Below are 15,187 nucleotides of genomic sequence, written 5' to 3'. Positions count from 1 at the left end.
ATGGCAAGTAATGGCTTAACGAATGGAATCTGTTCCAAGACGTTTGTGACTTCTTGCGTCACTCTTTCGAGTTGGGAGGTGAAGTATGGAAATTTTAAAAAACGCTAAAATATTAAATACAATCTGTATACTTCTTGTTACTGTTCATATGCTTGTTTTGTATGCGTTGGTTTTTATGACAGATAAATTGGATACAAGGTTTGGACAAATATGCTCTCTAATTGCATTGGTGTTAGGAATTTTATTTTGCTATAAAGCCTTCAAAATAAAGTCACCATTACGCCATACCTTGCTAATCACAACGTTTTTTATGTCGTTAATAGGTGCGTTAATCCTTCTTGTATTCTTGATTGCTTGTTTTTAAAAGGAGTGTTTTATGCCCCCTTATAGCATCAATCTATACGAAAATACCCAAAATAAAAAAGCATAGTTTTTCAACTAACGGGTGCGTTAGCTGAAGAACGGGGCAGGATAGTTTAACAATCATTTAGGAATATGTGGTAACTTGGTTAAAGAAGGGGGTTAGTTAATTGTTAAAGTTTTTGCAAATTATTTTATCAATAACAGTTACTTTACTTGCAGGGTATGGATGGATTACTGAGGATTTTAAGTTTCAACCATATATGATGTTGTTTTTAGGTTTAACGATGTTGGTAATGGGATTAAGAGAATTTCAAAAGGGACAAAAAGGGTACGGCTGGCTAAGTATAGTTGTATTTATATTTAGTTTATTTGTATCAATCCAAAGTTTCTTATTGAAGTAACGGGTGCGTTAGTTGAGATCCAAAGCTGTCTTTAAGGCGGCTTTTTCTTATAGAACTAAAGGGGCAGGATAGTTCCATAAGTATAATGGTTATTTGTGGTAAAATTAGAGGGGATTTAATAAAAGATTTTGTTCAAAAAAGGGGTTTTACAATGGGAAAAAGGAAATTATCAATTACAGTATTTTTATTAAGTCTTTTTTCATTACTTATTTCGCTTAAATTATTTTGGAATTCAGGTATTTTTGTTGATGAATATGGTTTAAGCCCTGATATTGTTAATGGTGGAGACCTTTGGCTTGCGATGGATTGGTTAAGATTATTATTACTGTTATTACTGTGTGTAGTATCTGGTATTAGTATTTTTAGAGTTAAACAAAATAAGTGAAATTAAGTAAATAAATATTGTGAGAAATTATACTTAAAGTAAAGGGTGCGTTAGCTGAAGATCAGAGCTGTCTTTAAGGCAGCTTTTTTTTATGGAACTATAGGGGCAGGTTAGTTGAACAAAGATAAGATATAATTTAGATTAATATATTAAAATTTAATAAAAACAGAAAGGAAGCATGATTATGACAGAAATGTTACCCATTACATCGGAGAATTTAGAGCAATGTATCGAACTTTACATGAACGTTTTTAATAGTGAGCCATGGAATGAAAGTTGGACATACGAAACTGCTAAAGAGAGACTTACTGACTTATTACATACCCCTAAATTTCTTGGATTTTTATTTCATATTGATAATAATCTAGTTGGTTTTATTGCTGGCAATAGTAAAGTGTCATATCAAGGTTTAACTTTTTATTTGGCAGAGCTTTGTGTAAATAATGAAATACAAGGTAAAGGTTATGGCTCAAAAATACTACATTCTTTAGAGGATGAACTACAGAAGAGAGATATTAAAAGTCTTTATTTATTAACTGGTAACGGCGGGCTTGCAGAAGCATTTTATCGAAAAAATGATTATGTAATAAATGAACATAGGATAGTTATGAAGAAAAACTTATAATTGCACGAATCTTAATGAACTAACGGGTGCGTTAGTTCATTAAGGAGCACTAAAAACAATCAAAGTATTTTATAAAAACTGTATACTAAATCACAAGAAAAGAATCCATTTTGAAAAAAGACTGTTCAAAATGGATTCTTTTTATTTACGCTAATATGGAGGTTCAAGAGGCCTTTTTGATCAATCTTTTTTTCAAAGCTAAAATTTTCATTTTATTTTGGTTTTCTCGCATATATAATTTCCTTTCTTTAAAGTGGTTTCCCACAACTTAAATTTATTTCTCTCACTCTACATTAGGGTACCCATCCAGGGTACAGCATATAATTACTAAGATGCTCTTTCCTTTTCATCGTTAAATTCTACGCCTTTTGCGGGTGAGCCTCCCCGAAAGATGACTAGGAGGATAATAAAGATCAGTAAAACAAGGCTCACTATACCTTTGTCTATCCCCAGACCACCGTGGCTATGTGACGCTGCTAACCAATCCGAGAACGAGGCACCTACTGGACGCGTCATGATATAAGCGAACCAGAAAGCAAAAATTTCATTAAGACCAAATAATCGGTAACCCAAAGCTGGAATAACAAGCAAGAAAGTAAATAATAAACCTGAAGAGAAGTAGCCCAAGTGCATGCTTGATGCGGTCATATCCCCTGCTGCGGTACCGAGTGCGAATGTAACCAGTACGGTGATCCAGTAAAAGATCTCGCGGCGACGGGTGAAAATGCTGTGTACGGACAGAGTTTTTTCTTTAGAATACCAAGCTATGAGAACGACGGCGAGTGCCACTATAAAGAAAATGGTTGAAACGATGTAGGGTATGCCCAGTCCAACACGAACCACATCTGCAGCCATTGTGCCAAATATACTAACCATAATGACAACTAACCAGTAGACCTTTGGTATATATCGACGTACTTTGAACTGTAATATCATTGCGGCTACGAAAATAAGAACACTTAGCGGTGCTGAAATAAGCGGATTTAGATTCTCGAATAAATAATCGGATGCTACTTCACCCATTCCAGTAGTCAGTAGCTTAGTAATCCAAAAGTAAAGTGTAATTTCCGGAACTTTAGCAAACATTTCTTTTGCCTGATTCATGGTGATCGATAAAGATTTGTTCATATTTAAGGACCTTCTTCCAATAATTTTCAATGACAAAGGCGTTAATATAGCTGCAAATCTTTCTTGTTGATAACATATCATCAGCTAGTACGCCTAGTGTAGTTGTACAAATCCCAAAACCTTGGTAAGTCAAAATCAAATAGTAACTTCTAGTAACTTGCTTAACATTTGAAGACTTGAAGGTTGTAGCATTTTTGTTTGTTCTGAAACGGCTAAGTTTTTTTAAAAGAATTAATCTCCTTTTATGAAGTATATTGTTTCTAAGTATTTTCCATCTCTTGTTCATTTGAGATGACGCTAGTCTCTACTATATTACAAATTGGTCAGCTATTTATTAAACCTAAATTAAAATTAACTTAAATGTCTATTAAGTATAGGTGGCATTTTATAATTGTACATAGGGTCCAGTTAAACTTCAGAAAATCTTAAGGTTTTCTCAGTAGGTTGATACATATAAATTTAAAATCACTAGGTTGGTCCATAACCACTATTACAATTTTTGTGGCAGAAGCTAGAACAACAAAGATCTTCTAAACAGGATTGTGAATAAATGTATTTAAGCAAACGGGGGAGTTAGTAAAAAAGTTGATGATCGCTGTGGCGATCATTTTTCTTTTTGGGCTAACTGGCAGGTTTGTTTAATAAGAACTCGATAGCTTGGATAAAATCCATATATAAAATCGTACTTGGAAGGTGTAATATTGAGGCTTCTATATTGGTTGGTAAAGTTAGGATGGTATTTTATAATAACCTTAATTGCAACAACATATTGGAAAAGTTTTGGCTGGTGGTTTCTAATTATGTGGGCGATCATATTGATTTTGGGCGATGAATTGATAAGAAAGTTTCTTAAAAAGTAAGACTTCGTTCAATTAACTGGTGCTTTACTTCCATAACAGGGTTGCTGCGGTAGCCTATTTTTTTATGCAACTAACGGGGCAGGTTAGCTGCACAAGCAAAGGAAATAAAATGAACCGTATATCCCCACTAATGGTAAAATAATGTTATAAAAACGGAGGGGTAATATGGGAATTACTAATATAAGCATTAAAGAGCGTATGGATTATCATAATGTAAATGGTTTGAGCATTGCAGTAATTAATAACGCTCAAATTAGTATGGCTGAACACTATGGTTTACTTGAGGCAGGAACGACTAAAATTGTAAATAGTAATTCTATTTTTAGTGCTTGTTCGATTAGTAAGTTCTTAACCGGGATGCTTGTTTTGCTACTAACTGAACAAGGTCTTGTTGATTTAGATGAGGATATAAACAAAAAGCTAACCTCGTGGAAAGTTCCTGATAATAAATTTACGGAAAACCAATATGTTACATTAAGAAACTTGCTAAGTCATCAATCTGGAATTATAGACCCTGAAGATAGTTTTATGGAACTTAATTCGAATGACGGTATTCCCTCAATCGTTGACCTATTAAAGGGACACACACCCTATTGTAAAGTACCTATTCAAGTGAACTATGAACCTAAGAGCGACTTTCAATATTCAGATGCAGGCTATTGTATAATACAACTACTTTTAGAAGATGTGACTGGTAAACGTTTCGAAGAAATAATGGACGAACTAATATTTCAACCATTAAAAATGCACAACAGTTCATTAGCAATGACCATTTCAGAAGAGAATAGTGATAACTTTTCTTGTGGTCATAAAAAAAGTGGAGAATTAGTTGATGGAAAATATGCTATATACCCCTATCAAGCTGCGTCAGGGCTATGGACAACACCTTCAGATTTATCCATTTTGGTTATTGAATTAATTAATTCTTTAAAAGGTAAAAGTAAGATTGGACTTTCTGTAAGTAAAGCAAAAGAACTGATAACCTCCCAAGGTTGTAAAGAGTGGACTGGACTAGGGGGGTTTTTAGATGATTCAAAAGGAGAACTAGAAATTTCATCGCTTGGTTGGGGAGTAGGCTTTCAATGTATGATGGTTGCATATCCCTATTTAGAAAAAGGATTAGTCATAATGACAAATACAAATTTAGGTGTCCATCAATTGAAAGGGATCATTGGTGAAATATATGATTCCTACGCTTCTGGATTGTGAAGAAATGTACTTAAACTAACGGGTGCTTTAGTTCATTAACAGGGGTTGCTGCGGCAGCCTTTTTCTTATGGCACTAACGGGGCAGTTTAGTTCAACAAGGAGTTATAATATATTAGATTCAGAAGCTTGTAAAAGTGGTGGTGAAAAGTGCATATAAAGTAACAAGATCCACCTATAATAAGAGAGGGAAATTGAATTGAACATAGATATAGGGTTTCTCTTCCTTGTTCTTTTATCTCTAACAGGATTAATATTGTCCATTAGATATACTAAAGAGCAAGATAAAGAGCAGAGTGAAGTAGTAAGTGGAGCAGGAATCTTCGGTAATTTTGTTTATCTTTTGATAACTTTACTACCATTTAAGGTAAGAAAGGCGATATATATCATAGTGTGCCTTCTTATGGTCCTTTTGTTTTCTATTGGTTTATGGGAAGTATCCAAGGTTTAGTTATGCAACTAACGGGTGCGTAAGTTCATTAAGGATCACAAAAAATAATCCATTTTGAACATTTTTTTCAAATGGATTCTTTGTGTTTACGCTAATATGGGGGTTCAGTAGGACCTTTTGATCAATCATTATTTCAAAGCTTGTCACTTTAGGAGTTATTTTTTACCTGTTTTAAGCGTTATTTTGCACTATAAGTAAATATAAAAATACTACCTTTTAATAAAGGGGTAGGGTCAAGACCACATATTTAAAAAGTCCAATTTCTCAGCACAAAAATTGAGAAATTGGACTTTTATCGGATTCTGGTGCAAAAATGATGATATAGAAACAAAGAATCCGGTAATATCCTGTTAACTTTGGGATTAAGCAGCTACTCCGAACAACTTATGAATGAATTCAACCTCATTTGGGCAAACCTTTCCCGTTGATGAGGTTTCTTTCTAATTCTGCAATGACACACATCATTTGGAACATGGCTTTTCCTGTATAGGTTCTTGTATCCATTATTAGAAAAAGAGCAAGCTCAAATTCTTTCTTGCTCTTTTTCTTAAGCTATTATTCTATAACAAATATATCTGTGTGTACTTTTTCGCCCTTTTCCCAAGTAACGGAAGCTTTATAAATATTTTCTTTTTTTGGTGCATCACCTAAATAAAATGACTCATGAGAAAAAGGATGTAATTTAGTCTTTGCTCCATCTTCTCGTCTTCCTTCTTTAAAACTTGTAAGAGTTGTTAGTGTTTTATCATTCTCTAATAGCGCGATTTCTTTGACAACAACTTTGTCATCATTAAGTTGTTTAATCGAGGCATCCCAGCCAGTTGGTTCACTTGGATCTCTATTTTCTTTATAACTCACTTTCCACATATCGTTATCCGATTTCCCAGAAATAGATCCAGTGGAGTTATACCAATAAATGCCTAACAAAATTACTAATAGCGGTATCAAGAAAACTAAATAACTTTTTTTCATTGTATTCTCTCCAAGTTAAAATTTAATGACGCGATATTTTACCCAATCAGTACTAATATTTTTGAAGTTTCTCTTTAAATAATTATTTGTATGACCAGATAGATACAGGGTTCCATCAGATTTCTCATATACAAACATAGAATGTGAGTATCTAGTTTCCTCGTCTTTTTTAAATTGGATTACATCTCCTACATCTGCATAGCTAATAAGCGTTTTTTTGCTTGTACTAGACTTTGTTGATTGAGTTTTGCTCCAAAAGGCATAAAAATCTGAAACATTTATCCATGATGTTGATTTTTTAAAGGTTGGAACTTTGCCACTATCATTCATATAACTATACCAGTATTTTGTATTACTAGTGCTCGCGGGAACAGGAGATGGTTTTTTCTTGCTTTTTCCACCGGCAAATAAAATTTGTGATACGAAATTAGTACAATCGTTTTTTTGGGATTGATACTGATAACTATTTCTAGAATTATACCATTTTTTTGCGTAAGCCTTTGCCTTGCTTACACTATAAGTTGAATAAGTAGAAAATTCAAGTTCTGGAATACCTTCCTGTTTTTCCTCTTCAACTTCTATTTCGGCTTCAATATCTCCTATAGTTTTTTCTTTTTGTACTTCTAAAGCATTTAAAAACTCTTCCTTTTGAGCTTCTAATACTTCGGGTGTTTGACTTTCTTCTGTGTTGGAATCTTCATACATTCCTAAATTTGTTTCATACGCATACGTATATTCAGAAATATACGCTGCTATAATACCGTATGATGGATCCTCTGCTAATTCAGTATTAGTTTCCTCTTCATAGTTCAGTTTCATTACATATTCACTATATTCAGGGGAACCCATTTCGTAGTTTAATTGTTTTTCATTTAAATAGGTCAAAAATGCTTTTTCTGCCTCTTCAAGAGTATATTCCTCTCTTGGTTTTTCCAATGGTTCTTCATTAGCCTTTACAAAGTTGGAATTTACGTTGGTTAAGAACAATGTTGCACAAAATAATAAACCGAATATTCTTTTCAATTTTTTCTCTCCCTATACATATTTTTCCATACTATAGTATATTAACAATAATATATCCAAATTTCTACATTTTTCTCATTATTTTATTATATAACCAAAATAATATTATATTTTAATCAGAAACTAACACTTAGACGTGAAAAGAGAGCACTCCTTACTCCGGAAAAGCGCCCGATTGCTAACAGGTGCTTTACTTGTGCGAAATGTTTCTTGTTTAAACGGAGGATGGCTACACACTCAATTTGAGTTAAAAACATTTCGTACAACAATCGGCCCTTAAAAGCAGTTTTCCATATTTTGTTTTTCTCGAAAGCCTCTAAAACTATAATTTTATTTATAATTAGGAAAAAGCATAAACTAGGAGACTTGTCTATGAAAACATCTATACCTTGTCCTCAGGGTGAGGTTCCTATTACCTAGGAAGACTTTGAAGATTTCTCTTCACCTTTTACAATGAGATGCCCTCATCGAAAATAAATCCAAATTTAGTATTCGAATTTAGTGTTGAATTAATTGATGGAAGACGTGAATTCATTATTAGTGCTGACGGTAATTTATCGGCTTTCCCAGCTGTAAAAGGTCTTGTGAAAGAAGCACCTAAAATGGAAAGTTTCAAGATAATCGCTTACCGTCAAAGAGGAGAAACTTTTAATATTCAGTTTAATGATATTGAGTTAAAACCTGAAGACGTGTTTTTTTGTTATAAAACAGCAGACGCTGAAACAATAGAGCTAGATCTATATATAAAGGGTTTCAATCCAGATAATGATGATTGGGTAGGGGCTACCTTTTTATTACTTGATACTTTAATTGGTGAATTTAATGTTGCTACTAAACTGAGTGAAATAGAATTTCATTCATTTGAAGTGTATTCAAATTTAAGATCAATTACAGAACTTCCATTTTTGATAGATAAAATGAACGATGAAGTAGATCTCCCAATTTAGGGAGACTTTTTAGTTAATATTTAAAATAGTGTTTTTTCGTGTTCTATATTAGGGGTAGGGGCATCCAAAAGCGAAATTTGGGACCATATGCGCAGCTTAGTACCTATGCAACTAACGGGGCAGGATAGTTCATTAAGGAATTTCCATTTTCACACAAATAAAAGATGTTAAATGGTATGATTAAATAAAAAATTGTATCGAACTTGATTTTAAGGAGGAAATATATTCTTGAAAATAGTTAAAATTATCTTAGCGTTAATTGTTCTTGCTTTATCAGCCTATCAGCTAATAACTGAAACCTTTGTAATGCCGTATTTTATGTTGATCGTGGGGGCACTTATGTTGGTAACAGGATTAGTCGAACTTCAAAAAGATAGAAAAGGAGGATTTTTTGGGTGCGTTGTTGTCTCATTATTTCTTTTCTTTGTTTCCATACAGGGTTTTTTAATGAATTAACGGGTGCGTTAGCTTAAAACCGAAGCTGTCTTTATGGCAGCTTTTTTTTATGCAACTATCGGGGCAGGTTAGTGGTAGTAGAAGGTAATCAGGTGTTAATTAGAGAAAAAGGTAGTAATAAATATAAAATTAAATACTTGAGGAGAAAAGGATGGCTCATAATGGGATAGTTTTAGTAGTTAGTGTATCAATATTCAGAGATGATGAAGTCTTAATAATTAGAGAAAATAAACCAACTGCTATTGATAAGTGGAACTTTCCAAGTGGACGCATTGAATATGGTGAAGACATTCTCTATTCAGCTCGTAGGGAGGTAAAAGAGGAAACAGGCTTTGATGTAAAACTTAATGGTACAACGGGTGTATATAATTTTATCAGTAGTACAAACAATCAAGTTATTCTATTTCATTTTACTGGTGAGGTTAATGGTGGTTCATTAAATCTTGAAGAAGATGAAATTTTAGACAGTAGATGGATTAAGGTGAATGACCTTGTGAAATTTGATAATGAAGAACTACGTGAACCCAGGGTACTAAAGCAAATAATAGATAACTTATTAAAAGAGAAGGTACATTCAATTAGTATTTATAATGAACAACTAAGTAAATAATTCATATTAAGCTAACAGTCCTTTACTTCATTACCAGGAGCTGATCATCAGCTCCTTTTCTTATGGCACTAACGGGGCAGTTTAGTTCATTAAGAATTCACACTTTTTTGGGAATAATTGTTATAATAATACAGTTGTATTAAATAAAGGGGTGTTGAATTGATTGGTTGGTTAATTATTTTCTGTGAGATTGGATTTTGGGTGTTTGTTTTAGCAGGATTATTAGTTAGATATATTTTAAAGAAAAAGAAGCTTGGTACATTGTTGCTTATTTGTACACCAATCGTCGATATCATTTTACTCATTGCTACTGTTTTAGATTTAAAAAATGGGGCTATTGCAACAACCGTACATGGACTTTCTGCCATTTATATAGGGGTAAGTGTAGCGTTTGGGCATCAGATGATCAAATGGGCGGATGCGCATTTCGCTTATAAATATGGAAATGGTGAAAAACCTATAAAAAAGAAAAAGTTCGGAAGGGAACATGCTAGACGGGAGCGTATAGGATGGTTCCAGCATTTTGTTTCTTGGTTAATAGGAGGAGCTCTTTTAGCAGTGATGATCTTTTCGATTAATAATCCTTCTCAGACTCAAGAATTGCTTAATACTTTAAAATTATGGACATTGATCTTGGTTATTGATTTTATCATCAGTTTTAGTTATACCTTGTTTCCAAAAAAAGAAAGGTAAAGTAGGGGGACGTGAAGATAAAAGAGTAAAGTTTCTTTTTTATTTGAAGTAATGGAGGAGGTTAAGTGGAAGATGAAATATTGTCAATGGGCATGTGGTGGGACCCCATCTACTATCCAAAAATCACTTGACTCAAAAAGAAAATTAACCTAAACTAAACTCACGATTGATAAAGATTATCAATATCATTCAAGGGATTTCAACATCAAAACAAAGTGCTGGACTCTGGGGTCACCCTTTTTTCCTATAATGACTTAAATAAGAAAGCTGTGAATTTTTATCTTTCTATCTTTTAAACATTTTAATAAATGTTCATAAAAAGGTTATTAAAACAAGAGAGTCATTAAAGTTATTTTTATACCAAAATAGCATTTTATTATTATCTTCTGTAAAGGTGTGAGGCAGATTGAATTTAACTGAAGTTAAACATGGTACTACATATCGTATTATTGATCTATCGAGAGTAAATACAATTGTTCAGAAGCGTCTTATAGATTTAGGTGTTATTGAAGGTGTTGAGATATGCTCTAAGTATGCGATGCCATTCGGTGGCCCATACATGCTTGAAGTTTGTGGTCAATGTCTTAGTCTAAGAAAAAAAGATGTAAATTGCATCGAAGTGGAGCAGGCGTGAGATGTCAAATATGGAAATTGCCTTATTCGGAAACCCAAACACGGGAAAAACCTCCCTTTTTAACATGTTAACTGGCTCATATGCATATGTTGGGAATTGGAGTGGTGTGACTGTTGAGAAAAAGGTAGGGGAAATGAAGAATAAGAAAGATTTACTCATTGATTTACCAGGAATATATACACTAAATCCCCTATCAAAGGATGAAGCGGTAGCGACAGAATACTTATTAAATGATCCATTCCAAGCAATCTTAAATATAGTTGACGCATCACAATTGCTTAGAAACTTACAGCTAACCATTCAATTGCTAGAATTTGGTGCGCCTATGGTTCTAGGGTTAAACATGATAGATGTTGCGCGTTCTCAAGGAATACATATTGATCAAGATATGCTTTCAAAACGTCTTGGTATTCCTGTTCAATCCATTATCGCAAGAACGGGAAAAGGGTGTCGTGAGTTAGGGGATTTCCTGGTTAAACCTCATTTACAACCATCAAATATATTGATTGATTATGGTCCGGAGGTTGAAGAATTAATTCAAGAGATCATTCAAATGATACCTAGTGAGAATAAAATAAACCCTCGCTGGTTGGCGATTCAATTATTAGAAGGTAACTTTGTTGTCAGAAAAAAATTAGAAGAGTGCATTAGTAAAGCACAACTTGAAAAGCAACAAGAAAAGATTGAATCCATTATCCAAGAAAAATATGGGGAAAAATCAATCCGCCTTTATCTATTTAAGAAGCGTCAAGCATTCATAAATTCTATTCTTAATGATTGCTTAACAACAAAGAACAAAGATCATAAAATATTTACAGAATATATTGATCCTATTGTAACGAACCGATATTTAGGTCTTGTTATTTTTCTAACTTTTATGTTTCTCATTTTTAAATTAACGTTCGATTGGCTTGGAACGCCATTATCCGATTTACTAGACCAATTTTTTTCTGGACCTTTGACAACTTGGATTGAAAAAGGATTAACAGCACTGAATGTGTCGCAGTTCATTCAAGATGTTATTGTTCAAGGGATTATTGGTGGTGTTGGTGGGGTGCTGGTTTTTGTTCCTCAAATCTTTATCTTGTTTTTCTTTATTTCATTACTTGAAGACTCTGGTTATATGGCTAGGATTGCAGTGGTCATGGACAGGGTAATGGAACTAGTTGGTTTAAACGGTAAAGCATTCATTCCATTAATTATTGGGTTTGGTTGTAACGTACCGGCTATTATGGGAGCACGAACAATTGAACAACCTAAAGAAAGACTACTTACGATATTATTAAATCCATTAATGTCCTGCTCAGCACGATTAACAGTATATAGTTTATTTGTTGGAGTATTCTTTAAGAGCCATCAAGCACTGATCGTTTTATCGCTGTATGTTCTTGGTATAGTTGTTGCCATTATTTTAGCTAAAATTTTTTCTTTCTTCATCAAAAGTGAAGGATCCATTTTTGTAATTGAATTGCCGCCGTATCGTATCCCTCAGTATAGAACATTGATGAGAAGTACATGGGAAAAAGGAAAGGGGTTTGTGAAAAAGGCTGGCACTTTCATACTTGGTGGAACGGTTGCCATTTGGATTCTTTCTAATGTAGGACCAGCGGGGTTCAACGTACCTGCTGATCATAGCTTCTTGTCCATTGTTTGTAGCTGGATTGCTCCAATCTTTTCACCTCTTGGCTTTGGCACTTGGCAAGCTGTAGCTAGTCTAGTTACAGGGTTTCTGGCAAAAGAAGTTGTTGTATCATCAATGAATGTGATTTATTTCGTACCTGATGGTGGAAGTTTGCAACATGTTGTTTCTCATGTATTTACACCATTATCAGCCTATAGTTTTATGGTATTTATCTTGTTATATGTACCGTGCTTGGCAACAGTAGCAACAATACAGAAAGAGACAGGTTCTAAGAAATGGATGTTTTTTTCTATAGGATATGGATTGGTTGTTGCATACGCCATTTCTTTTGTTGTGTTCCATGGTGGACAATGGTTAGGAATCGGTGTTTAGAAAGGAATTGATCAAAATGATTTTTAACATTATTATAGGTGTTTTAATATTTGGTTATGCAGGTTGGGCTCTTTACAGCTCCATAATGAAGAGTAAAAAGGGGAAATGTGCAAGCTGTGAACTTTCTAAAACTTGTAAAACGAATTGCAGTACATTTTATCCCCAACAAAAATAAGAGCCAGATTGTGAAAAGAAGCTCCTTGGTATTCCATTAAAGGGCGCTTATCTTGAATAAGGTTTAAGTAATGATCTTCAAAAATCGGAGTGCGTTGATAGAGTAACGAAAAAAGCCTAATTTCTCAATGTTAATGCTGAGATATTGGGCTTTTTATAATTTCCTTCTTTATTAGTATAGTTGTATATGGGGTACCGCCACATTCCCATCAAGGTAAGATATCATAATACCCCAGAACGAAAATTTTGTGAATCTTACTCGTTTTTATCGTTTTGGGGTAACTCGTTATTGTTAGCTTGATGGCGATGTGGTAAGACCCCATGCCCATCAAGGTAAGATATCATAATACCCGCAGAACGGAAATTTTGTGAATCTTACTCGTTTTTATCGTTTTGGGGTAACTCGTTATTGTTAGCTTGATGGCGATGTGATGCTACCCCATTAAGAATGATTCTTTTCCTTTTTATTGTTGTATTTATAGAGAAGATAATGGTTAATAGGAGTAAGATTTGTTAATTGGTTTGTTGATAATTATTTTTGTAGATACGGGAGGATACAATGTCTAAAGAAGATGAAAATATAAATTTAGTGACAAGAGTAAGGCGTTTTATCAAGCAAAATAAAGGGTCCATTATTTTGTCATTAGGAGAAATTTCTAATTTAGAGGAAATAGGTCAAGGTGGGAACGGTCTTGTTTATGGTGGGGTCCAGAATAATCAAGAGGTTGCCATAAAGTTTCTCGTAGAAGATAGTAGGAAGAGTAAATTACAACGTTTTAAAGCTGAATATTTCAATATTAATCTATTGGGAGACCGTAGTAACATAGTTAACTATATAAATTATGAAGAAATTTCTTTAGAAGAAGGCTATTTGGTTCCAGCAATTATTATGAAAAGGTACGACAAATCACTCAAAGCTTTACGAGGTGATACTTCGGAAATAAGTGAAGAGACATTTATAAAATTATTTTACTTTTTACTTAATACTTTAGATAAAATACACCAAAATGGAATAATACATAGGGATATTAAGCCAGAAAATATTTTAGTAACAAAAGAAATTGACTTTACTTTAACTGATTTTGGAATTGCTAACTATAATCCTGAGTTATATACATTAAAAGCAAAAACTGAAAGAAGAGAAAGGTTAGCGAATTATGAGTTTTCAGCTCCTGAACAAGCAAATAAAGGTGCTGTTCCTGCCCCATCGATGGATATATATGCTCTTGGTCAAGTTTGCCAATGGTATGTATTTGGAGCAACGCATAGAGGAACAAATAGAAGCAGAATTACTGATGTTTTTACATCAGAGGAAGCAGAAGTCATTGAAATAGTGTTAAATAAGTGCCTTTATAATAACCACGAACAAAGGTATCAAAATGTTAATGAAATTCTTGAACATATTGACGAAATTAAGGAATCCAGAAGAAAAGTTGATCCTTTTGAAGAAATGTATTTGTTAAATGATGTTATTAGAGCTACATGTCCCTCTGTATATCAAGGAGTACAGTTTGTTGATGATGAAAAATATATAAAAAGATTTGTGGAAAATATCAATAAACAAAACTTTAAGAAAAAACTTTGGTTTAATACCGGGATAGGAAATAATGATTTTAGTAATCTACTGTATTTGGGAAATAAGAAAATTTTGTTAGATGGTTATAGAGAATTAAAAATCAAAGGAATTTGGTTATATACAGGAAGTAGTTATGATGACTTAATCATATTTGAAACAGAAGAAAATGAACCTTTTATTATTAATGGAGAAGAGAGCTATTATGCGTTAAAAATAAACGATGAACATATAGTAGATGCCCATCACCTTAGTTCAGGATATTTTGAAATTGATGATAAAGTGTATAGAATCGCAGACCTCCAAATAGAAGAACGCAATAGATCCAATGATTATAAGTATTATTTCATTGGAACTATGTTTCACTCTTCAATTATAATGGCGAATGATTCTTTTTTATATGCGTTTCAGAAACAAAAGGAAATAAACAAGGAAGCAGTAGTTCAATTGATAAAGAATTTAAGAAAGAATAAGCATAGAGAAGTAGGATATAGATTATAGTACCAAGCCTGGAGCGAAACCGCTTCAGGTTTTATTTTATGTGATGTCTAAAAGTTAAAACTTTAAGACACTCTTAAAAATAGAATTTTTTTTGTGTCACTTTGGGAGTTATTTTGCATATATTTCAAGCGCTATTTTGCACTATAAATATAAAAAGCCCAATTTCTCAAC

Annotated in this window: 16 protein-coding genes and 1 pseudogene; 13 read left to right on the top strand and 4 right to left on the bottom strand. The window is 33.3% G+C overall.

What is annotated here, in order from left to right:
• Positions 1-85 precede the first annotated feature (85 nt).
• The 4 genes from ACFX4L_RS23150 (at position 86) to ACFX4L_RS23135 (ending at position 1,774) form a co-directional block, all read left to right on the top strand.
• Positions 86-364, top strand: a complete 279-nt coding sequence (locus ACFX4L_RS23150; protein ID WP_377406347.1) for a hypothetical protein — start codon at positions 86-88, stop codon at positions 362-364.
• Positions 365-530: 166 nt separating this feature from the next.
• Positions 531-764, top strand: coding sequence for a YczI family protein (locus ACFX4L_RS23145; protein WP_377386546.1), 234 nt, complete (start codon positions 531-533; stop codon positions 762-764).
• Between the two features lie 151 nt (positions 765-915).
• Entirely contained in the window at positions 916-1,149 is a 234-nt protein-coding gene (locus ACFX4L_RS23140) for a hypothetical protein (protein ID WP_289320650.1), read from the top strand.
• 184 nt (positions 1,150-1,333) lie between these two features.
• Positions 1,334-1,774, top strand: a complete 441-nt coding sequence (locus ACFX4L_RS23135) for a GNAT family N-acetyltransferase (RefSeq protein WP_377406345.1) — start codon at positions 1,334-1,336, stop codon at positions 1,772-1,774.
• Between the two features lie 327 nt (positions 1,775-2,101).
• Here the strand turns inward: ACFX4L_RS23135 and ACFX4L_RS23130 are convergent, their stop codons facing one another.
• Complete coding sequence (locus ACFX4L_RS23130; RefSeq protein ID WP_089364784.1) at positions 2,102-2,902, bottom strand: COG4705 family protein; 801 nt, start codon at positions 2,900-2,902, stop codon at positions 2,102-2,104.
• 1,025 nt (positions 2,903-3,927) lie between these two features.
• Here ACFX4L_RS23130 and ACFX4L_RS23125 point away from each other — a divergent pair.
• The gene (locus tag ACFX4L_RS23125; RefSeq protein WP_377406342.1) at positions 3,928-4,971 is read left to right on the top strand and encodes a serine hydrolase domain-containing protein; all 1,044 of its coding nucleotides are present in this window, start codon (positions 3,928-3,930) and stop codon (positions 4,969-4,971) included.
• Positions 4,972-5,845: 874 nt separating this feature from the next.
• Here ACFX4L_RS23125 and ACFX4L_RS23120 read toward each other — a convergent pair.
• The 3 genes and pseudogenes from ACFX4L_RS23120 to ACFX4L_RS23110 form a co-directional block, all read right to left on the bottom strand.
• Positions 5,846-5,923, bottom strand: a pseudogene (locus tag ACFX4L_RS23120) (recombinase family protein); the annotation flags it as partial.
• Between the two features lie 51 nt (positions 5,924-5,974).
• Positions 5,975-6,391, bottom strand: coding sequence for a hypothetical protein (locus tag ACFX4L_RS23115; protein WP_377406340.1), 417 nt, complete (start codon positions 6,389-6,391; stop codon positions 5,975-5,977).
• Positions 6,392-6,406: 15 nt separating this feature from the next.
• On the bottom strand, positions 6,407-7,414 hold the full coding sequence (locus tag ACFX4L_RS23110) for an amidase domain-containing protein (RefSeq protein WP_377406337.1): 1,008 nt from the start codon (positions 7,412-7,414) through the stop codon (positions 6,407-6,409).
• Positions 7,415-7,872: 458 nt separating this feature from the next.
• Here ACFX4L_RS23110 and ACFX4L_RS23105 point away from each other — a divergent pair, with 458 nt between their 5' ends.
• From ACFX4L_RS23105 to ACFX4L_RS23070, 8 genes are all read left to right on the top strand, one after another.
• Complete coding sequence (locus ACFX4L_RS23105) at positions 7,873-8,361, top strand: hypothetical protein (RefSeq protein WP_377406335.1); 489 nt, start codon at positions 7,873-7,875, stop codon at positions 8,359-8,361.
• A 228-nt stretch (positions 8,362-8,589) separates the two neighbouring features.
• A complete protein-coding gene (locus ACFX4L_RS23100; RefSeq protein ID WP_377406332.1) occupies positions 8,590-8,817 on the top strand; it encodes a DUF3953 domain-containing protein in 228 nt (75 codons plus the stop codon).
• A gap of 151 nt (positions 8,818-8,968) precedes the next feature.
• On the top strand, positions 8,969-9,427 hold the full coding sequence (locus ACFX4L_RS23095) for an NUDIX hydrolase (protein WP_048678128.1): 459 nt from the start codon (positions 8,969-8,971) through the stop codon (positions 9,425-9,427).
• A 159-nt stretch (positions 9,428-9,586) separates the two neighbouring features.
• Positions 9,587-10,120 (top strand): hypothetical protein, encoded by a 534-nt coding sequence (locus ACFX4L_RS23090; protein ID WP_377406329.1) that lies wholly within the window; start codon positions 9,587-9,589, stop codon positions 10,118-10,120.
• Between the two features lie 406 nt (positions 10,121-10,526).
• Positions 10,527-10,754 carry a FeoA family protein gene (locus tag ACFX4L_RS23085; RefSeq protein ID WP_377406326.1) on the top strand — a complete coding sequence of 76 codons (228 nt, stop codon included), beginning with the start codon at positions 10,527-10,529 and terminating at the stop codon, positions 10,752-10,754.
• A gap of 1 nt (position 10,755) precedes the next feature.
• Entirely contained in the window at positions 10,756-12,768 is a 2,013-nt protein-coding gene (gene feoB, locus ACFX4L_RS23080; RefSeq protein WP_377406324.1) for a ferrous iron transport protein B, read from the top strand.
• Between the two features lie 16 nt (positions 12,769-12,784).
• Entirely contained in the window at positions 12,785-12,943 is a 159-nt protein-coding gene (locus tag ACFX4L_RS23075) for a FeoB-associated Cys-rich membrane protein (protein ID WP_377406322.1), read from the top strand.
• A 558-nt stretch (positions 12,944-13,501) separates the two neighbouring features.
• Entirely contained in the window at positions 13,502-15,016 is a 1,515-nt protein-coding gene (locus tag ACFX4L_RS23070; protein ID WP_377406319.1) for a serine/threonine protein kinase, read from the top strand.
• Positions 15,017-15,187 lie beyond the last annotated feature (171 nt).

Source organism: Peribacillus sp. YIM B13482 (assembly GCF_042787975.1).
In the GTDB taxonomy this organism is placed as follows: domain Bacteria; phylum Bacillota; class Bacilli; order Bacillales; family DSM-1321; genus Peribacillus; species Peribacillus simplex_A.
The sequence above is the reverse complement of the archived record's forward strand: the minus strand, read 5'-3'. Positions and strand labels throughout refer to the sequence as shown.